Raw genomic sequence first — 22,812 nt, forward strand, 5'->3', positions numbered from 1 at the left:
ATAAGACAACATAATTAAAGGGGCGAATATCCATTGGAAATAGACGTGCAGACGCTGATTTTTGAATTCATCGGTGGTTTAGGTATTTTTCTTCTAGGTATTAAATATATGGGAGATGGATTACAAAAATCTGCCGGAGATCGTTTGCGAGAAATTTTAGACCGTTTTACGAGTAATCCGTTTCTTGGAGTACTTGCGGGTATAGTAGTGACTATTTTAATTCAGAGTAGTTCAGGTACGACCGTTCTTACTGTAGGTTTAGTTAGTGCCGGATTTATGACACTTAGACAAGCCATCGGAGTTATTATGGGTGCGAATATTGGTACAACGGTTACAGCATTTATCATCGGTATCGATGTCGGTGCGTATTCATTACCGATTCTTGCTATTGGTGCCTTAATGATCTTTTTCTTTAAACATCAAAAGGTCACTGCTATTGGTCAAGTCGTGTTTGGTTTTGGCTCATTATTTTATGGGTTAGAATTAATGAGTAGTGGAATGAAGCCTTTAAGGTCGTTAGAAGCATTCCAGGAATTAACCCTAAGTATGAGTGAGCATTCCGTATTAGGGGTTGTTATTGGGGTACTGTTCACTGTTATCGTACAAAGCTCTAGTGCGACAATCGGTATTTTGCAGGGACTTTATTCTGAAGGAGCCATCCGACTAGATGCTGCATTACCTGTCCTTTTTGGTGATAATATTGGGACAACTATTACAGCTATTATAGCATCCTTAGGTGCTACTGTTGCTGCTCGTCGTGCAGCTGCAGTACATGTCATATTTAACTTAGTAGGTACAACTGTCTTTTTATTATTACTACATCCATTCACACAATATGTGATGTTTTTACAAGAAAAACTAATGTTAAACGCCGAAATGACTATTGCTTTCGCACATGGTAGTTTTAACATACTAAATACAATTGTTCAGTTCCCATTCATTGGCTTACTAGCATGGATGGTAACGAAGCTTGTACCAGGAAAGGATACTACAATCGAATATAAGCCGAAGCATTTAGACCCGATTTTTATTCAACAATCTTCAGCGCTAGCCCTTGACCAAGCAAAGGCTGAAATAGTTCGCATGGGTGAATATGCATATCAAGGCATGGAAGAGACAAGCATGTATTTATCAACAAACCAAACGAAACATGCTGAAATGGCTCTACAGATTGAAGGCGCACTAAACAGTTTAGATCGTAGTATAACGGATTATCTTATTGACATTTCTGGTGGTTCATTGTCTGAATTTGAAAGTGCAAAGCACACGGTATTAATGGATACAGTGCGAGATATTGAACGAATTGGAGACCACTTTGAAAACGTTGTGGAGTTAATCGATTATAAAATATCCAATAAAGTAGTGATCACGGATAAGGCACAAGAGGATTTAAATAATATGTTTGACTTAACAATGTCTACCGTTAAGCAAGCGATTAAGGCGCTTGATACGGGTAATCGGGAAGAGGCATTGGCAGTTGTTCAAAAAGAGGACCAAATAGACAAAATGGAACGAAGCTATCGTAAAAAGCATATCATCCGTATGAATGAAGGGGATTGTTCTGTATCAGCAGGTATCGTCTTTGTTGATATTATATCGAATCTAGAACGTATCGGTGATCATGCAGTTAATATTGCAGAAGCAGTGTTAGAGGATCATTAAGAGAATAAAGAGAGAGGTTTTCCTCTCTCTTTTTATTTTTTTTGTAAATTTTTGTTGCTATTTTTAAATAAAGGTGATATAGTAATTATTGTCGTTTTCGACAGAAAGTAAAAATTACATAAATTAAATTAAAATAATAGTTGACACGAAAGATTGAACATGTTATATTATATCTCGTGCCACTTAAAGAGAAGACATCTACTTCTTACTTAAAAGATTGATAATTTTCCACAGTAGCTCAGTGGTAGAGCAATCGGCTGTTAACCGATCGGTCGTAGGTTCGAATCCTACCTGTGGAGCCAACAAAATGGCGGCGTAGCTCAGCTGGCGAGAGCGTACGGTTCATACCCGTGAGGTCGTGGGTTCGATCCCCTCCGCCGCTACCATTCTTATTTTATTTTAAACATCATGGCGGCCGTGGCGAAGTGGTTAACGCACCGGATTGTGGCTCCGGCACTCGTGGGTTCGATTCCCACCGGTCGCCCCATATAACTTAGGACCCTTAGCTCAGTTGGTTAGAGCTATCGGCTCATAACCGATCGGTCGCAGGTTCGAGTCCTGCAGGGTCCACCATTTAATCTCGGAGGTATACCCAAGTCTGGCTGAAGGGATCGGTCTTGAAAACCGACAGGCGGGTCAAACCGCGCGGGGGTTCGAATCCCTCTACCTCCTCCATACATAATCAATAATACTATTTTTAACATCATAGCGTAAGGCTTGGTAGCTCAGTCGGTAGAGCAACGAGCAACACATCCACCGAATTAACTACGAGTAACCCCGAAGCATACACATCCTTGAATAATCTAGAAGATGCAGGGGTCAAAACATAACAAGAAAATTTTATTATGTTTTTTTATGAAATATAGCAAGGCTTGGTAGCTCAGTCGGTAGAGCAATGGACTGAAAATCCATGTGTCGGCGGTTCGATTCCGTCCCAAGCCACCATTTTGTACAAGCGAATCGCTTGTTTTTTTTATTGGATTTTTTTCTCTCTCCAACAGATAACGTTACAAGGGCAAATAATTTGCAAGAACTGGAAACCTCTGATAATCTTTCATGTGAAGGGTATTTTATCCCTAAATAACTTATTATTGAAGGAGGATTTCATTATGGCAAAATTTGAATTACCAGAATTACCTTATGCATATGATGCATTAGAGCCAACTATTGATAAAGAAACAATGAACATCCATCATACAAAGCATCATAATACTTATGTTACAAACTTAAATGCTGCGCTTGAAGGAAAATCTGAATTAGCAGGTAAGTCCCTTGAAGAGCTCGTTAGCAATCTGGATGCAGTACCAGAAAGCATCCGTACTGCTGTACGTAACAATGGTGGAGGTCATCATAACCATAGCTTATTCTGGAAAGTTCTTTCTCCAAATGGTGGTGGAGAACCAACTGGTGAACTAGCTGATAAGATTAATGCTAAATTTGGTAGCTTTGATAAATTCAAAGAGGAATTTGAAAATGCTGCAAAAACTCGCTTCGGTTCAGGTTGGGCATGGTTAGTGGTAAACAATGGTGAACTAGAGGTAACTAGCACTCCAAACCAAGATTCTCCTTTAATGGAAGGTAAAACACCAGTATTAGGTCTTGATGTTTGGGAACATGCTTACTACTTAAACTACCAAAACAAACGTCCTGACTATGTTTCAGCATTCTGGAACGTTGTAAACTGGGATCAAGTTGCGAAAAACTACAGTGAAGCTAAATAACGCTTTTTATAGATAGAAGGATGTCGCAGAGAGATAAGTCTCTTTGTGACATCCTTTTTTCTTTTCGTATATCTCTATTTGAATTGCTCACACTAAGGAAAGAGAGAAAAGGGGCAATTCAATATGCATAAAAGCTTACAATTTGTTTTCGGAAAAACTGAAATTAATCGTGATTTAATCCTATTATTAGTAATAGGTGGACTATATTCATTAGGTATATATTTATCCAATACATTTGTAAATATTTACTTATGGAAACAAGCAGAAGGAAACTATTACACGATAGCTTTTTATAATCTTGCTATCTTTGTGTTTCAACCGATTACCTTTATAGTGGCTGGAAAAATAGCGAAAAAGGTGGATCGCGTCATTGTTTTAAGATTGGGTGTAATTTTTTTATCGCTGTTTTTTTTAACGGTACTTATGATAGGAGAGAAAGCAGCGTATTTTAACCTATTATTAGGAAGTTTATTAGGTATTGGTTATGGCTTTTATTGGTTAGCGTTTAATGTACTAACATTTGAAATTACCGAACCAGAGACTCGGGATCTTTTTAATGGTTTTTTAGGTGTTTTACAGTCTTTAGGTGGTATGATTGGTCCAATTACAGCTGGATTTATTATTTCCAAGATGCCAGCTAATATTGGGTACAGTACCATTTTTACCGCATCCTTCATTTTATTCATTTGCGCGGTAGCCTGTAGCTTCTTTTTAATCAGAAGACCTGCGAATGGTGATTACCTATTTAAGCGTGTAGTCCTAGAGAAGAATCATAATAAAAATTGGAATCGAATATTAAAGGCTCATTTTTTTCAAGGATTACGTGAGGGAATTTTCCTATTTGTCATTACTATATGGGTATATATCGTGACACAAAGTGAACTTTCACTCGGTATGTTTAATCTTTACTTCTCTGGTTTTTCCTTTGTCTTTTATTTTCTAGCTACGAAATTTATAAAGCCTTTCAAGCGTAAAAAGGCTATTCTGATTGGTAGCTTAATGCTGTACCTCGCATTATTCATTATTTTAATCCATGCTAGCTATAGTACGTTAATCATCTACGGTATTATTATTGGTATTGCATACCCCATAGTAAATGTACCCTATGCATCCATGACATATGATGTCATTGGAAAGGCATGGAAAGCAGGCGAATTACGCATTGAATATATCGTAGTTAGAGAATTGTTTACAAATATTGGCCGGGTTATCTCTATTATGACATTCATCTTAAGTATCACCGTATTTGAAACAGAGAAAATTATACCTATACTACTTGTTGTATTTGGGGCTATGCACTTAGGTGTTTATTTCTATAGCAGAAATATTTATTTAACTAGTTCAAATAAAAAGGACGTACTCATAAAAGATCAGGTGACCGATGAAAAAAACCGTTAAATTTTTCAATCATTAATGCTATAATATAGAGATAGAGAGAATCTAAATTTTGCTTATAATGGGGGAGAAATATGAAGAAGGAAAAAAAACAAAAAGCCCAACTTCCCTTTCGATTAAATATATTATTTTTTATAGTATTTTTATTGTTTGCGGTGCTTATTTTACAGCTTGGAGTAGTCCAGATACTTAATGGGGAAAGCTTTCAGGAAGAAATAAATAAAACAACAGAGGATATAACGAAGATACCGGTACCACGTGGAGAGATTTATGATCGAAACTACAATGTAGTAGTAAAAAACAAGCCGATGTACGCTATTACGTATACGCCACCTAAAGGTGTGCAGGCAATGGATCGGTTGAACGTTGCACAGGAACTTTCGAAATATATTGATATGTTCGACCCAGATCCAGAAAAAAGAGAAAAACAACTTAACAGAATAACCGAACGGGATAAAAAAGAGTATTGGTACCTTTTAAATGACGAAGAGGTTAAAGAGAAGTTAACTAAAGAGGAAGCTGCTGAAATGGATCCAGCAGAACAATATAATACTGTACTTGAGCGAATCACGGAGGAAGAATATGAAGACCTTACTGAGCAGGATCTAGAAATTATCCTCATTAAAAAAGAGCTTGACCGTGCCTATTCATTATCACCACAAATTGTAAAAAGTGAAAATGTGACGCCGGAAGAATATGCAAAAGTTGCAGAACACCTAGCGTCTTTACCTGGCATAAATGCCACAACAGATTGGGTACGTGAATATCCTTTTGAACAGACATTACGAAATCTTTTAGGAAATGTGACAACCGAAAAAGAAGGAATACCGGCTGAATCAATTGATACCTATTTGGCCAAAGGCTATAATCGTAATGATCGAGTTGGTGATACTGGATTAGAAAAGCAATATGAAGACCTGTTAAGAGGTAGAAAAGAACAGGTTAAATATACGATGAGTAAAAGTGGTGTCATTCTTGATTCGGAAGTAGTGGTACCTGGTGAAAGTGGTAAGGACTTAGTTCTTAGTATTGACATGGAATTTCAAGAAAAGGTAGATGAAATACTAAGGTCAGAACTTAAAGCTGCTACACAAGGCGGGAAAAATAGATATCTTCAACATGCTTTAGCGGTAGTGATGGATCCACATACTGGTGAGTTATTATCCGTTGCTGGTCAGAGTTATTTAGATGATCCAGAAACTAGTGTGATTGAGCAAGATGAAATTGTAGATTCGGCCTTTCGAACAATGACGGACGGCTACCGACCTGGATCCACTGTTAAAGGGGCTACCGTCCTTGCAGGATATGAATCAGGTGTTATCAGTCCTGGCAATAGCGTATTTGATACACCAATTAAAATCCTCGGGACCCCACAAAAGGGATCATGGACAAATTTAGGACGGGTTAATGATTTAGATGCGCTTAGACGTTCTTCCAACGTATACATGTTCTATATAGCGATGAAAATGGGTGGAGAATATAATTATTACGAAAATAAGAAGATCAGTTTTGATCCGGCTGCATTTGAACAAATGAGAAATTATTTTAAACAGTTCGGCTTAGGTGTAGAAACCGGTGTTGATTATCCAAATGAAACAACTGGCTATACTGGACCTAAAAAAGAAGCCGGCTTACTAATGGACTATGCGATTGGTCAGTATGATACGTTTAGTGCCATGCAGCTTGCTCAATATGTGTCTACTATTGCTAATGGTGGTTACCGTGTACAACCACATTTCTTGAAGGAAGTTCGTAATCCATCGACGAATGATGAGGACATGGGATCCATATATAAAAGTATAAATCCAAAAGTATTAAATAAAATCGTAATGGATGACAGTCTAATTGCAAGAGTTCAAGAAGGCTTCCGTCAAGTATATCAGGAGCCAGGTGGGACTTCGTATAGCTATTTTAGAGGCACTAATTTTAAAGCAGCTGGGAAAACTGGTACAGCTCAGAATGATATTACGATAAACGGTAATTTATACAAAACCATTAATCTAACGATGGTAGCATATGCTCCATATGATAACCCAGAGATTGCCTTATCAGTAATCGTTCCAAACTTAGATGAAAATACGGATTACCAAATTAACCAAAATATTACTCGTAGAATAATGGAGGCTTATTTTACACTTAAAGAGCAACGCGATAAAGGTACAAACGAAGAAAATTCAGCAACTGAAAATGATGAAATAGAAGAAGATCAAAGCGAATAACAAAGACCCTAAGACAGTAACAAAGTCTTAGGGTCTTTATCATGAAAACATATTTTTACAATAATTTTACATATAGTTAATATAGCCTTTATATTGAAGGACTATGATAGGTGTACTTTAATTAGGGGAGACGATTTTATGCTTAGTAGAGGACAGTTCCATTCAGAGATGGATACACTAAATCAAGATATCATCCAATTAGCAAATTTGGCTAAAAGTGCATTAATTAAATGTATGGATGCGTTATTTAATCAGGATATAGAGCTAGCAAAACAAGTTGTAGAAGAGGATAAAGTAATTGATAAAGAAGAAGCAGCAATTAATGATAAAGCAATTCTATTAATTGCTAAGCAACAACCCGTTGCAACCGATCTTAGACGATTAATTATTGCTTTACGAGTGGTCACCGATATAGAACGGATGGGTGATAATGCTAAGAATATAGCAAAAGCAACGATACGCTTAGGAGATCACTATTTAGAAGAGTTACCAAAGGAATTAAAGACTATGCGTGATACTGCTTTAGCAATGTTAGATACAGCGATCATTGCATTTCAACAAGAAGATATTACCGCTGCACACAAATTGGCACAGATGGATGATAAAGTAGATAAACTTTATAAACAAGTAGTGACGGATATGTTGAGTAAAACGGCCATCAACTCCGAAGAGGTTCAATATGTGATGCAAATCGCTTTCAGTGCCCGATATATTGAACGTTTTGCGGATCATATTACAAATATCGGGGAAAGTATTTTGTTTCTGGTTAAAGGAGAAATAGTAGATTTAAATGATTAAAGAAAAGGAAGAGGAATTAGGCTATACCTAAAATCCTCTTCCATTTTATCTAGTTAGTGCTTCTGCTATTTCGTAATGACTCATATCACTAGTTAACGTGAATTCACCAAGTTGAACTCGTTTAGCATAGCCCTTATCTTCTAAATAGTTACTGAAATCTCTTGCATTATCGATAATCCCATTTTCCTCAAGCTGATTACTAATCGTTGAGGATGGCATACCGGATTCTATGGTTAACGTATATGATTTAACCGCTTCTTCTTGTTCCTCTTCTGGCTCGTTATTAGAAGATTCCTCAGAAGAACTTTCGTCTGAATCGCTAGCACTTTCATCAGATTTCTCTTTCTCACCAGCTTCCTCTTTCTCGTTCTCATTCTCATTCTCATTCTCATTAGCTTCTTCTGACTCTGAAGAATTCTCGGTTTCTTCCTTTTCCACTTTGTGGTTCATGGATAAGGATATGTAATCCTCTTCAGATAGTACATGATATCCTTGTTCTTTTACATGTTTTAATACCTCTTCAATTGGCATGTCAGATAAATTTTGACTCGAGCCATCTGAAAAGTAAGAGACAACTAACATAATGATTGCTGCTGTACATAGTCCTACTGCAAATGCACGTATGGTCTGCTTCATATTTTCCACCTTACTTTAATAGATTAATTAACATCTGTTTCTTGATAATCTTCTGTAAGTAATTCTTCTTCTAATACTTTTACTTTTTTCTTAAGCTGATACGTATCTTGCATTGTCGAAATTGATAGTTGCTCTAATTCACTTTCAATTTTCTCAAAGCGGTCATTTAAGAAAAAGGAAAGTACAAATAGTACAACAGCAACAACAACAATGGTTACTCCCGCAATAATCATTCTATAACCTCCATTCATATACATTATTAGTTATATCACACATTTCGACACGAGGGAACCATAAATTTTTTCCATGTACTTGATTGATTGCTAAACATCTGCTATTATTAATAAGTCTGAAAAGAACTAATAGATGCGATTAATGCAAGTTTACTATAAGTTTGGAGGGAAAAACATGCGCGTAAACATTACTTTAGCTTGTACCGAAACGGGAGATCGTAATTACATTACAACAAAAAATAAGCGTACGAATCCTGAGCGTATTGAGCTTATGAAATATTGTCCACGTCTTAAAAAACATACTTTACACCGTGAAACAAAATAATGATTCACGGAAAAGCTTGCTCTTACCAATGGCTAGGAGCAAGCTTTTTTTATACTAAATACGACAAAGTAGGAGATGTGATTCATGCAAAAAGAACAACTCCGTAAACAAGTCATTCAACGTCTGCAAGCTATAACCGACCAGGAAAGAAACCAGATAGAGAAAAAACTTCAAACCAACTTATTCCAATCTGACTACTGGAAGGAAGCCAATACTATTGGTGTCACTATATCAAGGGGATTTGAATGGGATACAAAAGAAATCATTGAAGAGGGCTGGAGACAGGGAAAAGTAATGGCTGTTCCGAAATGTTATCCAGAGGAGAAAGAAATGGCCTTCTATCGATTACATAGCTTCGCAGAGTTAGAAACTGTGTATTCCAATCTTTTAGAACCCAAGCCAATTGAAGAGAATTTCCTTTCCAAGCATCAAATGGATCTAATTTTAGTTCCAGGGGTAGTATTTGATTCACATGGGTTTCGAATTGGATTTGGAGGCGGGTACTATGACCGATTTTTAGCTTCCTATCAAGGTAATACCATTGCTATCCTTAGTAATATACAACTTGTGGAAAGGATCTCGGTTGAAGCTCATGATATAGCAGTAAAGCATTTGTTATCTGAGGATGGGTTTATTATATAGAATATTTTTGACTAGAAGGATAAGACTATAAACATCAAAGTTTTGAAGGGGTGTTTAGATGAGAGTATTTATGATATTAACTGTTTTTGTTGCCATGATTTCTGTCGTTTATAAATGGCGATATAAGATCATGAACGCCATGTTAGCGGTGAGTTTCTTAAGAAAAATAGCCGTTTCCATATCCATGAATTTACCATCTATCCGGAAGAATATTCTCCCAAGATTTTTCAAGGAACCAACCGATTCAACCATGTAAAAGGAGCTGGGTTTTTTACAGCTTCTTTTTTTGTCATACATATTATCAACGACTAGAACGATAAAGAAGCTAATTTTAGATTCAGCATTTATTTGTTGAATTTGATATGATGTAAGGGGAGGGGAAGGAATGGAGCACAACGAAATATACCTAATGTACTCAATAGCCCAGCAGTTGGTTAAGGAACATCGTTATGATGTGTTATACCTTAACAATAAAGTAGAGGAAATATGGTTAGAGAAGTATGAAAATAAGACCTCTACAGTAGTTCGGTTATCTGCGAGTGGATTTGATTGGAAAAATCATCTCAAGAAAGACATCGGCATCGTATTTCAAAAAGCTGGTGCACTGAGAAAATTGTTAAAAGGTAAAGATATTCACATACATAATGTTTATATTTCCCCACATACACCAATTGATAGCTGGGAAATACTGAAAAAACCATTGACGGTTCAGGATAAAAATCCGATTCAAATGAAGATATATTACTTATCTGGGGATGAAATAGAACCAGAACGAAATAGATTAGAACAGAATATTGGAGTCACGTTTATAAACGATGAAGATCATATAAGTGAAGAACTGATGGAAACAACTACTCAGCAATATAAAGTTGAATTGTTTCATAAAGTTCAGGAAAAACAAAAACAAGAGCGTAATGTTTTTAATTATGGAAAGCCGTTTATTACGTATTTTCTAATTGCGATAAATGCTATTTTCTTTCTTTTATTAGAATTAAATGGAGGTAGTCAAAATAATGTTACATTGATGGAATATGGGGCAAAATATAACCCGTTAATTATGGATGGGGAATGGTGGCGAATTATTTCCTCTATGTTTTTACACATTGGCCTATTACACTTTGCCTCCAATATGTTATTCCTTTATTTTTTTGGTTCTTTAACGGAGAGGATATTTGGTTCTGCAAGATTCTTCGTTATCTATATGCTTGCCGGAATAGGTGGGGGTATCGCTAGTTTTGCCTTTGTAACTAACTTATCCGCTGGAGCGTCTGGAGCTCTGTATGGATTATTCGGTGCGTTTATATATTTTGGCTTATTTCATCGACGTATTTTTCTACAAACAATTGGCAGAGATATCTTGATTCTGTTAGGCATTAACATTTTATTAGGATTTGCTATGCCACAATTAGATGTTTCGGCACATATGGGAGGATTAGTTGCCGGTTTTATAGTAGCTGGTATCGTACACTTTCCAAAGAAAAAGAATGTTCTATTACAGCTTGGTGCCTTAATTATTTATGTTGCATTGTGCATCGGAGTGTTTATATATGGAATGCATCAGAATGAAGCGAATCCTATCTATCTCCTCCAAAATATGGAGCAATCAATCCAGGAAGAACGGTATGAAGATGTTGTAACAAGTGCTACAAAAGGATTGGAAAATCCCGAGGAATTTGAAGCCATGTTTTTATTTCAACGTTCTTATGCCTATATCCACTTAAACGAAATTGATTCAGCAATTGCCGATTTAGAAAAATGCATCCAACTATTAGATAAACCAAGTATATTACCAGAGGCGTATTACAACTTGGCAATTCTGTATGATCAAATAGGGGATAAACGTGCAGGAGAGATGATTGAAGCAGCTTATCAAGCAAGTCCAACAGATGATAAAATTAAGGAAATGTATGAAAAACTCTCAAAAGATTAATTTCCTGCATACATGATTAACACGGAATACCCGTTTCTATAACTCCATACCTGTACATAGTCTCTGGAGAGAGATAATGTACAGTAAGGAGTTATTTTTATATAGCTCCCTTCTGAGTATGAAGGGCATACAAAGTGCTTAAGAAACTTTAGATTCTATTTTGGATGAATCTTTCCGAATCTCCCTAACAAATATAGTTTCTCCATGTCCTTGTGTACAAGTAGAGTGTAAAGGGCTCTTATGAATAGAATTGCATGGCAAGCGAAAACTAATCTTATCAAAGGTTTTCATGGAGGAACTATGGAAAACGACAAACAACCACTATTTTCGGATTATGAACAGAACAACACCTATATCCAAGAACGATTACAAGTAGACAAAAACTTCGATATTGTACATTTAGATTTAGAATATGCAGGAAGAAAAATGTCCATGTTCTTTATTGATGGGTTTGTAAAAGATGACATATTGCATCTGATTATGAAATTTCTAGCTAAACTCGAACCTGATAGTTTAGAGCCAGATGCACTGACGAAATTATTAAAACGATATCTTCCTTATGTAGAATTAGATGAAGTCGATGACTTGAATCAGGCTGCCGATACTATTTTAGGTGGACCGACCGCCTTACTTGTTGAGGGCGTCAATAAGGTTATTATTATTGATGCTAGAACATACCCTGTACGTTCACCAGGGGAGCCTGATTTAGAAAGGGTAGTAAGAGGGTCAAGAGATGGTTATGTAGAGACAATCGTGTTTAATACTGCTCTGACGAGAAGGAGAGTACGTGATCGCTCATTACGGATGGAATATATGCAAATCGGAAGAAGGTCCCAAACGGATATCTGTATTTGTTATTTAGAAGATATAGCCGACCAGAAGAGAGTAGTTGACATAAAGAATAAATTAAAAGAAATTGACACGGATGGTCTTCCGATGGCAGAGAAGACGGTTGAAGAATATATCAGTGGTAGACATTGGAATCCTTTCCCGACAGTAAGGTACACAGAAAGACCAGACACAGCTGCAACACATTTATATGAAGGCCATGTTTTAATTATTATTGACGGATCACCAAGCGTAATCATTACACCGACTACCTATTGGCATCACTTACAACATGCAGAGGAATATCGTCAAAAGCCTGTTGTTGGAGCATATCTTCGGTTTGTAAGGTTTATTGCAGTATGGGCATCAATCTTTATATTACCGTTATACTTTCTATTCTCGACCCAACCAGAGCTGCTACCAGTAGAACTAGGATTTATTGGGTTGAGTGAAGTGGGAGCAGTACCAATCTTAATTCAGTTTATCATCGCTGAAATCGGAATTGATATGCTAAGAATGGCTGCCATACATACTCCTTCATCCTTAGCTACAGCAATTGGCTTAGTTGCAGCTATACTAATAGGACAAGTCGCAATAGAAGTAGGATTATTTTCCTATGAAGTTATCTTGTATTTAGCAATAGCTGCTATTGGTACTTATGCTACACCTAGCTATGAAATGAGCCTTGCTAATCGTCTAGTTCGCATATATTTGTTATTGGTAACGGCAGCTTTTGGTGTGAATGGTTATATGGTAGGAACACTATTATGGATTTTATATACAGTGCGGATGAAATCTTTCGAAATACCTTATTACTGGCCTGTATTACCATTTTCGTTTCGGGCATTTCGAGATGTATTTATTCGAACGCCAATCCCTCTTAAACGAAAAAGACCAACCATTTTACATCCCCAAGACCCAGATCGATAATTTCGGCTGGGTCTTTTGTTGTTATGACTATATCCTTTTTCCTTCATTTGGTATAATAAAGTTTGGTGATTTAAATGAATACTTTGTATGATGTACTACAACTACTTAAGCGTTTTGGCACGTTTATCTATACGGGTAATCGGTTAGCAGATTTGGAATTAATGCAAACGGAGATAAAAGAATTATATTCATATGGACTTATTGATGTTGAGGACTATAGACTATCTCTATTAATTATCCGTCAAGAAATCAACAAACTTCATTCTGAAAAAGGTGAGAAATAATGAATAAATCAATTATTGTTGGAGTAGATATAGGAGGTACTACCGTTAAAATCGGTATCCTCAAAGCTAGCGGCGAAATCATGCAAAAATGGGAAATTGAAACAAATAAATCTTCTGATGATACCGCTGTTATGAACGACATCTGGGAATCTGTCTTAGGTAGATTGACAGAATTAGCTATTGATTTGCATAATGTTCTTGGAATAGGAATTGGAGCGCCAGGTTTTATTGATGGCGAAAAAGGGTATGTGTATGAAGCAGTAAATCTTGGTTGGAAAGATTTTAATCTAGCTGACTATATGTCTAGTAAAACAGGTTTACCAGTATATGTGGAAAACGATGCCAATATTGCCGTTTTAGGTGAAAATTGGTTAGGTGCGGGTAACCAATCTAATGATATTCTTGCTGTTACTCTAGGAACAGGCGTAGGTGGAGGAGTAATAGCTGGTGGCAAGATCATAAATGGTGTTAATGGGACTGCAGGTGAAATTGGACATATTACGGTTGATCCAAATGGCTATCCTTGTAATTGTGGTCGTAAGGGATGTTTGGAGACGATTGCTTCTGCTACCGGAATTGTTCGTCAAGCTGAGAAGTTTATGGAAGACGATCCAAGCTGCAAACTAGCTCAAATACAGAACCAGTACGGAGCGATCACGGCTAAGCATATATTTGAATTAGCAGCTAATGGCGATGAGAATAGTATTCAAATCGTTAACCATACAGCAGACATATTAGGCCTTGTGTTAGCTAATTTAGCTGTGACAGTAAATCCTTCCAAAATACTAATCGGTGGAGGCGTGTCAAAGGCTGGAGATCAATTATTACAACCTATTAAGAAATCGTTTACAAAATATGCTTTAGCAAGAACAAGTAGAGCATGTGAAATTCGAATAGCAGAGCTAGGTAATGATGCTGGAATCATTGGTGCAGCGTATTTAGTAATAGAAAATAGTAACTAGTAATTAATTTTTCTTCTATAAAGTGTCATTATTTTGAAACTTTTTTGTTAACTAAAACGTCTAATAGGATAGCATGTTTTTCCTGATTGACATTTATGTCCTAACAATACTAGCTTGAAAAACATATAGTAAAGCAGTAATTTCTTAGGAGGAAATAGGATGAAAAGTAAAGGAATAAGGCTTCCTTTATATGTTTTAGCAACTCTATTATTCGGTTTAAAAACATATATTGTCTATCGTTTTTTATTTTCATTGGATTTAGAGAATTCTATGCAAGAGTTTATCTTATTGATTAACCCATTTGTTTCAGCCTTTTTAATATTTGGCTTGAGCGTTTGGATTACGAAGCCGGAAAGACAAATGAAGTATGTACGTTATATGATCCTGATCGGCACGTTAATTATTTTTGCCAATCTAGTATTCTACCGATCTTTCTCTGATTTCATTACAGTTCCACAATTAATCCAAGGTGGAACGATGGGAGATTTAGGATCTAGTATTTTATCTTTGATTAAGATGTATGACATTTTACTGTTTCTTGATGTGATTGTCATTTGGTATTTGAGTAAGAAACATCAAGAACTTGTGGTAACGAAATACCCAAGAAGCGGTAAGGTATGTGCGTTAGCATTATCACTAGCTCTTTTAGTTGGGAATTTCTTCCTCGCAGAAATGGAGCGACCACAGCTATTTACAAGGGCATTTGATAGGGAATACCTAGTGAAATATATTGGGTTATTTAATTACCATGTTTATGATGTTGTATTACATTCAAAGGTAAAAACACAGCATGTATTTGCTGACGGTAGTGAGTTACCTACTATCAAGGAGTATGTAGATAATGTCATTGAAACGAATGGGGAATCAGAATTATTCGGGGTAGCAAAAGATAAGAATGTGATATTTATTTCTGCCGAATCATTACAAACCTTTGTTATAAATAACACGGTAAATGGTCAAGAAGTTACACCTTTTCTTAATCGTTTAATAGAAGATGAGGATACGTATTATTTTGAGAATTTCTATCACCAAACAGAGCAAGGGAAGACATCTGACTCTGAATTTTTAACAGAAAACTCACTATACCCGCTTCCAAGAGGTGCTGTGTTCTATACTCATGCCCAAAATGATTATTATGCATTACCTGAAATGCTTGGAAATGAAGGGTATCATACGACAGTTTTCCATGCGAATAATGATAGCTTTTATAATCGGGATCAAATGTATCCGAGTTTAGGTTTTGATCATTTCTATGATGTCGATGCATATGAAGTAAACGATTATAATAGTGTTGGTTGGGGATTAAAGGATAAGCCATTCTTTGAGCAGTCAATGAAATATCTGACCACGCTTACGGAACCGTATTACGCAAAATTTATAACCTTAACCAATCATTTCCCATTTGAACTCGATGAGATGGATAAATCAATCGAACGATATGATTCAAATTCTAATACACTGAATAATTACTTTCCAACAGTTCGTTATATGGATGAATCCATTGAGGAATTCTTCCAGATGCTAAAAGATTCAGGTATCTACGATAAGTCGATTATTATTATAATGGGTGATCATTATGGCATTAGTTCTAATCATAATAAGGCGATGAGCATGTATTTAGAGAAGGACGAAATAACACCATATGACCATGTACAATTACAACGTGTTCCTTTATTCATTCACATCCCTGGTCATGGAAAAGGGGAAGCAAGGTCAACCATTAGCGGACAAATTGATTTGAAGCCGACGATTCTTAGTCTTTTAGGCATCGAGCATAAAGACGATATTTATTTTGGTAATGATTTATTTGTAGATGATCGTAAGGATTATATTGCGCTTCGAAATGGGGACGTTATCACGAACGACTATATCTATACGAATGATAGCTGCTATGACTTTACTAGTGGAGAGGTTCTAGAAGAGGCGGATACATGTTTCGAGCTTAGCGAAACAGTAAAAAAAGAACTGGAGTATTCAGATAGTATTATCTATGGAGATTTGTTTCGTTTTTTTGACTCTAGATAACATGTAATAACTAAAAAGTGGTATATTGGCAGCTTAATATGTTTTATGAATAAAGAAAAAACTACACATCAGAAACGGAATGTGTAGTTTTTCTTCTATTATAGTGATTCCTTTATAGCAGAAATAATGGTGCCTATTGAGAAAAATCCAAATGCTAAAACAGTTAGTGCGGAAAAGATTAGAGCTAAAAAATTACGATATTTTAGCTGTCTTACAAAAGAAACAACTGCTACAATTGCAACTACTAAAAAGATAATACCTAAAACTATATGTAGTGACATCGTTACAATAAACCTCCTTATACTAAGCTAATCATCTTTGTTTGTTTAATTACGATATTTATATTAATATGTATCATACTACCACATTTATTCTAGTATAAAATTATGGTTTTGTCGAGAATATCACAAAATATTTCTAATTTCTTCACATTCGAGATAGGAGGAGACAATCAATGGAAATCAAGCAAATCCCATTAGGGCCACTTGGTACGAATTGTTATCTTGTACATAATTCCGAACAAGTCATCATAATCGACCCAGGTGGGGATGGAAAGCGATTAATGAATTGGTTGGCAGAAAATAATCTGAAGCCGATTGCAATCCTGTTAACCCACGCACATTTTGATCATATTGGTGCGGTTGAACTGTTACGTACCCATTACAACATAAAGGTCTATATGCATAAGGAAGAAGCGACATGGTTAGAGGATCCTAGCCTTAATCGTTCTTTAGCTTTTATTGGTGAGGAAATCATCACTTCAGCACCAGATGTCCTCCTAGGACCCGGTAATTTTTCAATTGGTCCATTTGAATTCGACGTACTGTATACCCCAGGGCATTCGCCAGGAAGTATAAGTTATTTAATGCAAGCGGAAAAGGCAATTTTTAGTGGGGATGTATTATTTAATCGTGGTATTGGTAGGACTGATTTACCTGGTGGTGATTTTGCTACCTTACAAGATACAATATGGAATACTTTGTATAAATTAGCCAATGAAATTACGGTATACCCGGGGCATGGTCCAACAACGACCATTGGTGAGGAGAAAAGGTATAACCCATTTATACCCCAAAAATAGATAAAACAAAAACCCTGCGACGAATCCATATGTAAGCAGGGTTTTTGTTCCTTAATGCCCGAAACCAGGCACTAAAATAAATTCTGAATACCATGTAAAACCTATCATGAAAACAGTACAATAAGCTCCGAACAAGTACATGTACATACGCTCAGATAATTTCAAATAACTTACTGTTAGGAAAAATACCGTTTGAACTAGGAATAGTAAAGAAGTGTTGACCATACCGCCAACATAAAACATTACCGTAAAGATACCAGTCCAAAAGGCAAGGACTCTAAACATTCTGTCCATCATTTCCCCTCCTTTTCGGTGACGTCATCAATGTTATTATATACAAGTCAAAGAATAATGTAAACGATACATATTATTTGTTTGAAATTTATTAACAAATAAGCAGAGAGTTAAAATTATTCTATCTCTTGGAATTGATTGGAATTAGGTGCTGGCTTTACCATTTCCGAGACGAATAAGACTTTCGATTGATTCGTTTCTATGTTAAAGCGTAACTGAATAAACTCTCCATACCCCTTAGACCGTATGTTTACTATCCCGTTAGGAAATTGATAGGTTAGGTTTTCATCCTTATTTTGGGGAACGTAGTCTTTTTTATACGTTATATAACTCATTTGGAATAGAGTTTGGGCATTGATTTGTTCGATTAAATTATAGGTTATTTTTAAATCATGTTGATAGGCTAACATATTGGTTGAGAAGTTTAGTAATACGAAGGTAGTCAATAAGAGGACCGAGGGGAGGATAAATCCCTTTTCATTATGGACAAAATCCAATCGTTTTCTCATAGTGATCTCCCTTTAAGGATGTGACGTGAATTGTAAACCCAAATGGTAACGAACTAATTTGAAAACTTTCGATATCGCGTAAATATATTTCATGACCTTTGCCATTCAATTGTCTTCGAACTAATTGTCGATATAACTCGATGGTGACAACATCATCATTATATAAATGAAGTACGATTTTATTCGAGTGAGTAGTACAAGCAATGGATTGATTGACCTCTCTTTGAATGAAATTAAAAAATTGTTGAATGGATAATTCTTCGTAGTAAGTGTTTTGGTGATGTAATGTATTTAAAATCGCCCCTTGAATCGGTATACAGATTATGAGAATTAGTAAACTGAATAATTGATTTAGTAATGTAAAACCTTTTTCACTATTCTTTAACGCCATAAAGACATACCTCTTCCTGTCTGCTGTTTATATTTGTCCAATTTGCACAGCCTTGAATAATATCATCATCCATCACAGTAAATGTCATTCCTATCTCTACTTGTTCTATTGATTCATAGTACGTATCGGAAGGGACACCGTACCACAATACTGAATGTAATTCATCATGTAAATGATAAGTGATGGCCCTTTTAAGACTTAGTGCTTCTCTTTCAAGGGAAATGAATGAAGTTAGAGGAAGGAGAGCAGTGCTAATGACGATTAGCACTGCTAAAGAGACTAATGCCTCTGTCATAGTAAATCCTCTACTGTTTCTCAATATAACCACGTCCTTTACCAATTGGAAAGACAACGATATAGCTATTTGTTGGTGAGGAAAATTGTATGGTACCCGCATATCTGATCGTTCCGTTTTCATTAAAGGAAATGCTTTGAAGTGTGCGTTGATCGATTCTCCAACCATTTGGAAGTTTCCGTTCGATTGGATCTATACTATCGCCAATTAGGGTATAGCTGTTTTGATCTAGCTTGATTCGTAAATAGTCGTTTGTAACCATAGATTGATTTTGTAAGAAGAGAACATCGTATTGGAATTGCGCTAGAATTTTTTCTTCTGCTAGCTTTCCTAATAAAGCATGACTTACCGGCACACTAATCGAAAGAATAATTGCCAGAATAGCTAGGGCAACTAACGTTTCCAAGAGGGAAAATCCTAATTGTTTATCATTCATTTTCTGGTGCCGATACGGTTCCATTTACAGAATTATATACAAGCTCATTATTGGAGCATTGCTTTTGATTTTCACGAATATAACCTTTGTTCACCAGTTCATTGAGGCTAGCTGGAAACGTATGAGAGTCTAAATAAAATGTATCGATTTGAGCTTGTACGACAGAGACTAATGCATCACACCCTTTACCTTGTGCTTCTTGGCTCTTATTTCCCAAATTAGGGATGATAAGAATCATCAAAACAGAGACTATCATTAATACGACAAGCATTTCGATTAAGGTAAATGCTTTTTGGTTTTTAAACATTTAAATCGCCCCTTTAGATGGTTTCAATAAATTGATACATTGGTACTAACAATGATAGGTAAATCAGAATAATCACTAACCCAAGCAGGATGAAAAAGACTGGCTGGATATAGGTGATGAACTTAACTATTTTTTCATTTATTTCTTCTGTGATATAAGCAGAGTACGTAGCGAGATCTTTCTCTAAAGTATCCGCATTACTATTCTGTTGAAATATCGAGGCAAGTTGTGGGCTGATGAATGTTAGCTCAGTCATAAGCTGTGAAATAGGTACACCATGATTGAGACCATTTGTTAATTGCGTTGAATAATAGGAAAGCAATGGCAGTTTTTCTTGTTTGGAAAGAATCGTAAGGACATCCTTTATTGGTAGTCCGGTTTTTAACAGGGATTCAACATGTGTTGCAAATAAGAAGGAAGTATTTAATGTTAAATAGTTTCGGTACAAGGGGGTAGAACGATAAATCTTAATTTGTAGTCCGATAGGTATAGTAGCTTTTATTTGTTTCCATATCCAATACATGATGAATAGAATTATTAGAATAAGAATGGTGCTATAGTATAGAAGGGAAGACAATCGAATGGCCGAATGAATAATAAACGAATTTTGTTCATGTTGCTGAAAAAGGGTAAGGAGATTAGGTACAACAGAATGTTGAATAAACAAAAATGCAATTGAAAATACAATTAGCAGTATAATTGGATAACGGATCACTTGGGTGAATTTTTTCAGATGATGGATTCTCTTTTCGAAGATAGCAAGACATTTCGTTATACTGGCATCTAAATCCCCATGTTCCTTTGCGAAAAAGAGATAAGACGTGATAATGGGATGAAAAGAGAGTTTTTCTAGTGATTGATCTAAGGTGTAGCCACGTTTGATATGGTGGATGATATCTTCTGATAGGTGAAATAAGCTCTTATCCCATTTTAATGTTTCTAATGCCGCTAATAATGGGTACCCATTGGTTAGTGCTCTGGATAATCGTTTTAAAAAGGTTAATTGAGTAGGTATGTTTAGCTTTTTATTAAAACGTTTCAAAGGTATCTTTAGAGATAAATCCATAGATATAAGCCTTCCTTCGTAGGTATTCAAATGAATGCTTAGACTCATGGAGATCGATTACTATGCCATTGATAACCTGACTTAATAATTCTCCATCTAATATTTCTAAGATAGCTGCGCGTTTTTGTGTTGGGTTACACGTTAATATGGATAATAACTGAATCGACGCAATCCCAATTAGCGATTGTTCTAATTCAGAAGGGGTTATCCCCATTTCGAGTAAACGATGAATCGTCCCTTGGGTATTCTTAGCATGAATGGTACTCAACACTAAATGTCCTGTTAAGGATGCTTCAAAGGCAAATTTAGCTGTTTCCCTATCTCGAATTTCTCCAACCATGATAATATCTGGATCATGACGCAGTGCGGCTTTAAGTCCTGTTTGGTATGTAATACCTGCTTTTTCATTTACTTGTACTTGTAAAATGTCTTGGATATTTTTCTCAATTGGGTCTTCAAGTGTAATGGTCTGGAAGGATTCATCCTTTAAAGCGGACTCTAGTAATGCATATAATGTTGTCGTTTTCCCACTCCCGGTTGGTCCAGAAAACAAAATTAAACCTGCTGGGGGATTCATCCACGTTTTGATTGTATGAAGTTGTTGTTTAAAGAGAAATAGTTGTTCCAGAGATAGGTTTTGCTGTTGTGGAAGGAGTCGAATAGCTAGGCTTTCTAATTGGTTAACTGGTAAAGTAGACAGCCGAAGGGAGTATTTATCGGATTTTGTGGAGTGAAAAAGTGTCCCATTTTGGGGCTTTCTATTTTCACCGATATCCATGCCTGATGTAAACTTATAATAAGTAAGAAGGGATTCATAACGATTAGTTGATATCGATTGATAAAGTATTCGTTTACCATATACGCGGAAGTAAATATTTGTCGTCGTTTCAAAGGGGTAGAAGTGGATATCCGTGGCTTGGTTTTCAATAGCATTTGTAATGATATGACGGGATAATCTTTCAGCAGTAGTCAATAGGCAACACCTCCATCTTTTATTCTATATCTTGATTCGACATAAAACGGGTAAATCCTTCTTTTTTCTTAAAATTTTTTTAAAAGAGGAGTAAATAAGTTTGAAACAGCTATATTTAATTGGCTTCATGGGAAGCGGTAAAACTACTGTCGGTCGCTCGATTAAGGAACAGTATGGAATCGATTATATCGATCTGGATGAGGCGATTGAGGGTAGATTACATAAACGTATTGTAGATATATTTAAAGAAGAGGGAGAAGAAGCATTTCGTACGTATGAAACCGAGACATTAAAAGCATTAAAGACTACACCAATTATTGCAACCGGTGGGGGAATTATAGAACGAAGTGAAAATATTTCGTATATGAAAGAAAATGGGATAATTATTTACTTAAAGACTTCCTTTGATACCATTAAATTAAGATTAACACGCGATCAATCCCGTCCATTATGGAAGGATGAAAAACAGAATAAAGCTTTATTTGACAAAAGAAATAAAATCTATGAATATTCTGCGGATTATATTGTTCATTGTGATAACCGAACGACAAAGGAGATAATAGAAGAAATTGTAAGCCTGTACAGGTATAAAGGGATTTTGGATAGTGAAGACTAAACATAATCCTATAAATAAGGGGTGGTTATCATAAAAGGAAACGATTATGTGAAATTTATGACCCAGCAAGTTGTATCGTATATTGATCTTCCAAAAGAAGAACGTAGAAAAAAGCGATTAGAACAAAAGGCACAGAGAACGCAAGTCACGATAGGCAACAAATGGTTTGGTGTGTTACCAGTGGCAATTAAGTCTATGTTTAAAAAGGCTGAATGAATGCCTCTATTAGGATAGGGTCTGAACATGAAGTCATT

General features: G+C 36.0%; 27 protein-coding genes and 6 tRNA genes. 22 read left to right on the top strand and 11 right to left on the bottom strand.

The genetic code is table 11. The features are described 5' to 3' along the window. The first annotated feature begins 33 nt into the window (after nucleotides 1-33). The 11 genes from KGF86_RS05005 (at nucleotide 34) to phoU (ending at nucleotide 7,795) form a co-directional block, all read left to right on the top strand. Nucleotides 34-1,662 carry a Na/Pi cotransporter family protein gene (locus KGF86_RS05005; protein WP_186869925.1) on the top strand — a complete coding sequence of 543 codons (1,629 nt, stop codon included), beginning with the start codon at nucleotides 34-36 and terminating at the stop codon, nucleotides 1,660-1,662. Between the two features lie 227 nt (nucleotides 1,663-1,889). Then, nucleotides 1,890-1,964: transfer RNA gene (locus KGF86_RS05010), tRNA-Asn, on the top strand. Between the two features lie 7 nt (nucleotides 1,965-1,971). After that, nucleotides 1,972-2,048, top strand: a tRNA-Met gene (locus tag KGF86_RS05015). Between the two features lie 25 nt (nucleotides 2,049-2,073). Further along, a tRNA-His gene (locus KGF86_RS05020) sits at nucleotides 2,074-2,149 on the top strand. A gap of 9 nt (nucleotides 2,150-2,158) precedes the next feature. After that, nucleotides 2,159-2,235, top strand: a tRNA-Ile gene (locus tag KGF86_RS05025). A gap of 9 nt (nucleotides 2,236-2,244) precedes the next feature. Next, nucleotides 2,245-2,337, top strand: a tRNA-Ser gene (locus KGF86_RS05030). A 194-nt stretch (nucleotides 2,338-2,531) separates the two neighbouring features. Then, a tRNA-Phe gene (locus KGF86_RS05035) sits at nucleotides 2,532-2,607 on the top strand. A 164-nt stretch (nucleotides 2,608-2,771) separates the two neighbouring features. Continuing rightward, the gene (sodA, locus tag KGF86_RS05040) at nucleotides 2,772-3,383 is read left to right on the top strand and encodes a superoxide dismutase SodA (RefSeq protein WP_186869924.1); all 612 of its coding nucleotides are present in this window, start codon (nucleotides 2,772-2,774) and stop codon (nucleotides 3,381-3,383) included. A gap of 123 nt (nucleotides 3,384-3,506) precedes the next feature. Then, nucleotides 3,507-4,781, top strand: coding sequence for an MFS transporter (locus KGF86_RS05045; protein ID WP_186869923.1), 1,275 nt, complete (start codon nucleotides 3,507-3,509; stop codon nucleotides 4,779-4,781). A 71-nt stretch (nucleotides 4,782-4,852) separates the two neighbouring features. Beyond that, nucleotides 4,853-6,997, top strand: a complete 2,145-nt coding sequence (locus tag KGF86_RS05050) for a peptidoglycan D,D-transpeptidase FtsI family protein (RefSeq protein WP_211741289.1) — start codon at nucleotides 4,853-4,855, stop codon at nucleotides 6,995-6,997. 138 nt (nucleotides 6,998-7,135) lie between these two features. Beyond that, the gene (gene phoU, locus KGF86_RS05055; RefSeq protein WP_211741290.1) at nucleotides 7,136-7,795 is read left to right on the top strand and encodes a phosphate signaling complex protein PhoU; all 660 of its coding nucleotides are present in this window, start codon (nucleotides 7,136-7,138) and stop codon (nucleotides 7,793-7,795) included. Nucleotides 7,796-7,840: 45 nt separating this feature from the next. Here the strand turns inward: phoU and KGF86_RS05060 are convergent, their stop codons facing one another. Then, nucleotides 7,841-8,431, bottom strand: a complete 591-nt coding sequence (locus KGF86_RS05060) for an endolytic transglycosylase MltG (RefSeq protein WP_211741291.1) — start codon at nucleotides 8,429-8,431, stop codon at nucleotides 7,841-7,843. A gap of 23 nt (nucleotides 8,432-8,454) precedes the next feature. Beyond that, complete coding sequence (locus KGF86_RS05065) at nucleotides 8,455-8,664, bottom strand: hypothetical protein (RefSeq protein WP_186869919.1); 210 nt, start codon at nucleotides 8,662-8,664, stop codon at nucleotides 8,455-8,457. 175 nt (nucleotides 8,665-8,839) lie between these two features. On the opposite strand from KGF86_RS05065, the gene rpmG reads away from it, so the two are divergent. The 8 genes from rpmG to KGF86_RS05105 all read left to right on the top strand — a co-directional run bounded on the left by rpmG (nucleotide 8,840) and on the right by KGF86_RS05105 (nucleotide 16,590). Further along, nucleotides 8,840-8,989: a 50S ribosomal protein L33 gene (gene rpmG / locus KGF86_RS05070; protein WP_026681152.1), complete on the top strand. Its 150-nt coding sequence runs from the start codon at nucleotides 8,840-8,842 to the stop codon at nucleotides 8,987-8,989. 84 nt (nucleotides 8,990-9,073) lie between these two features. Then, complete coding sequence (locus KGF86_RS05075) at nucleotides 9,074-9,631, top strand: 5-formyltetrahydrofolate cyclo-ligase (RefSeq protein ID WP_186869918.1); 558 nt, start codon at nucleotides 9,074-9,076, stop codon at nucleotides 9,629-9,631. A 58-nt stretch (nucleotides 9,632-9,689) separates the two neighbouring features. Beyond that, a complete protein-coding gene (locus tag KGF86_RS05080; protein ID WP_211741292.1) occupies nucleotides 9,690-9,887 on the top strand; it encodes a hypothetical protein in 198 nt (65 codons plus the stop codon). 129 nt (nucleotides 9,888-10,016) lie between these two features. Then, the gene (locus KGF86_RS05085; RefSeq protein ID WP_211741293.1) at nucleotides 10,017-11,561 is read left to right on the top strand and encodes a rhomboid family protein; all 1,545 of its coding nucleotides are present in this window, start codon (nucleotides 10,017-10,019) and stop codon (nucleotides 11,559-11,561) included. A 300-nt stretch (nucleotides 11,562-11,861) separates the two neighbouring features. Further along, nucleotides 11,862-13,319, top strand: coding sequence for a spore germination protein (locus KGF86_RS05090; protein ID WP_211741294.1), 1,458 nt, complete (start codon nucleotides 11,862-11,864; stop codon nucleotides 13,317-13,319). 74 nt (nucleotides 13,320-13,393) lie between these two features. After that, the gene (locus tag KGF86_RS05095; RefSeq protein WP_186869914.1) at nucleotides 13,394-13,603 is read left to right on the top strand and encodes a YqgQ family protein; all 210 of its coding nucleotides are present in this window, start codon (nucleotides 13,394-13,396) and stop codon (nucleotides 13,601-13,603) included. Next, nucleotides 13,603-14,565 (top strand): ROK family glucokinase, encoded by a 963-nt coding sequence (locus KGF86_RS05100; protein WP_186869913.1) that lies wholly within the window; start codon nucleotides 13,603-13,605, stop codon nucleotides 14,563-14,565. Before KGF86_RS05095 ends, KGF86_RS05100 begins: the two co-directional genes overlap by 1 nt. A 159-nt stretch (nucleotides 14,566-14,724) precedes the next feature. Next, nucleotides 14,725-16,590, top strand: coding sequence for an LTA synthase family protein (locus tag KGF86_RS05105; protein WP_186869912.1), 1,866 nt, complete (start codon nucleotides 14,725-14,727; stop codon nucleotides 16,588-16,590). 98 nt (nucleotides 16,591-16,688) lie between these two features. On the opposite strand, the gene KGF86_RS05110 is transcribed toward KGF86_RS05105, so the two are convergent. After that, nucleotides 16,689-16,871 (bottom strand): DUF2759 family protein, encoded by a 183-nt coding sequence (locus KGF86_RS05110; RefSeq protein WP_186869911.1) that lies wholly within the window; start codon nucleotides 16,869-16,871, stop codon nucleotides 16,689-16,691. Between the two features lie 173 nt (nucleotides 16,872-17,044). On the opposite strand from KGF86_RS05110, the gene KGF86_RS05115 reads away from it, so the two are divergent. Further along, complete coding sequence (locus KGF86_RS05115; protein WP_211741295.1) at nucleotides 17,045-17,671, top strand: MBL fold metallo-hydrolase; 627 nt, start codon at nucleotides 17,045-17,047, stop codon at nucleotides 17,669-17,671. Between the two features lie 51 nt (nucleotides 17,672-17,722). Here KGF86_RS05115 and KGF86_RS05120 read toward each other — a convergent pair whose 3' ends face one another. From KGF86_RS05120 to comGA, 8 genes are all read right to left on the bottom strand, one after another. Continuing rightward, on the bottom strand, nucleotides 17,723-17,965 hold the full coding sequence (locus KGF86_RS05120; RefSeq protein WP_186869909.1) for a DUF2626 domain-containing protein: 243 nt from the start codon (nucleotides 17,963-17,965) through the stop codon (nucleotides 17,723-17,725). 116 nt (nucleotides 17,966-18,081) lie between these two features. Then, the gene (locus KGF86_RS05125; RefSeq protein ID WP_211741296.1) at nucleotides 18,082-18,474 is read right to left on the bottom strand and encodes a hypothetical protein; all 393 of its coding nucleotides are present in this window, start codon (nucleotides 18,472-18,474) and stop codon (nucleotides 18,082-18,084) included. Continuing rightward, nucleotides 18,446-18,865, bottom strand: coding sequence for a competence type IV pilus minor pilin ComGF (gene comGF, locus KGF86_RS05130; protein ID WP_186869907.1), 420 nt, complete (start codon nucleotides 18,863-18,865; stop codon nucleotides 18,446-18,448). Before comGF ends, KGF86_RS05125 begins: the two co-directional genes overlap by 29 nt. Beyond that, complete coding sequence (locus KGF86_RS05135; protein WP_211741297.1) at nucleotides 18,849-19,184, bottom strand: prepilin-type N-terminal cleavage/methylation domain-containing protein; 336 nt, start codon at nucleotides 19,182-19,184, stop codon at nucleotides 18,849-18,851. Before KGF86_RS05135 ends, comGF begins: the two co-directional genes overlap by 17 nt. Continuing rightward, the gene (gene comGD / locus KGF86_RS05140) at nucleotides 19,171-19,596 is read right to left on the bottom strand and encodes a competence type IV pilus minor pilin ComGD (RefSeq protein WP_186869905.1); all 426 of its coding nucleotides are present in this window, start codon (nucleotides 19,594-19,596) and stop codon (nucleotides 19,171-19,173) included. Before comGD ends, KGF86_RS05135 begins: the two co-directional genes overlap by 14 nt. Continuing rightward, a complete protein-coding gene (gene comGC, locus KGF86_RS05145; RefSeq protein WP_211741298.1) occupies nucleotides 19,589-19,903 on the bottom strand; it encodes a competence type IV pilus major pilin ComGC in 315 nt (104 codons plus the stop codon). Before comGC ends, comGD begins: the two co-directional genes overlap by 8 nt. Nucleotides 19,904-19,916: 13 nt before the next feature. Next, nucleotides 19,917-20,969 (bottom strand): type II secretion system F family protein, encoded by a 1,053-nt coding sequence (locus KGF86_RS05150; RefSeq protein ID WP_211741299.1) that lies wholly within the window; start codon nucleotides 20,967-20,969, stop codon nucleotides 19,917-19,919. Beyond that, the gene (gene comGA, locus KGF86_RS05155) at nucleotides 20,932-21,942 is read right to left on the bottom strand and encodes a competence type IV pilus ATPase ComGA (RefSeq protein WP_211741300.1); all 1,011 of its coding nucleotides are present in this window, start codon (nucleotides 21,940-21,942) and stop codon (nucleotides 20,932-20,934) included. Before comGA ends, KGF86_RS05150 begins: the two co-directional genes overlap by 38 nt. 100 nt (nucleotides 21,943-22,042) lie before the next feature. Between comGA and KGF86_RS05160 the strand changes: the two genes are divergently transcribed. Continuing rightward, on the top strand, nucleotides 22,043-22,558 hold the full coding sequence (locus tag KGF86_RS05160) for a shikimate kinase (protein WP_211741301.1): 516 nt from the start codon (nucleotides 22,043-22,045) through the stop codon (nucleotides 22,556-22,558). Nucleotides 22,559-22,588: 30 nt separating this feature from the next. Further along, nucleotides 22,589-22,774 carry a YqzE family protein gene (locus tag KGF86_RS05165; protein ID WP_186869966.1) on the top strand — a complete coding sequence of 62 codons (186 nt, stop codon included), beginning with the start codon at nucleotides 22,589-22,591 and terminating at the stop codon, nucleotides 22,772-22,774. Nucleotides 22,775-22,812: the final 38 nt, after the last annotated feature.

Source organism: Ornithinibacillus massiliensis, from assembly GCF_018310345.1.
Taxonomy (GTDB): Bacteria; Bacillota; Bacilli; order Bacillales; family Amphibacillaceae; genus Ornithinibacillus; species Ornithinibacillus massiliensis.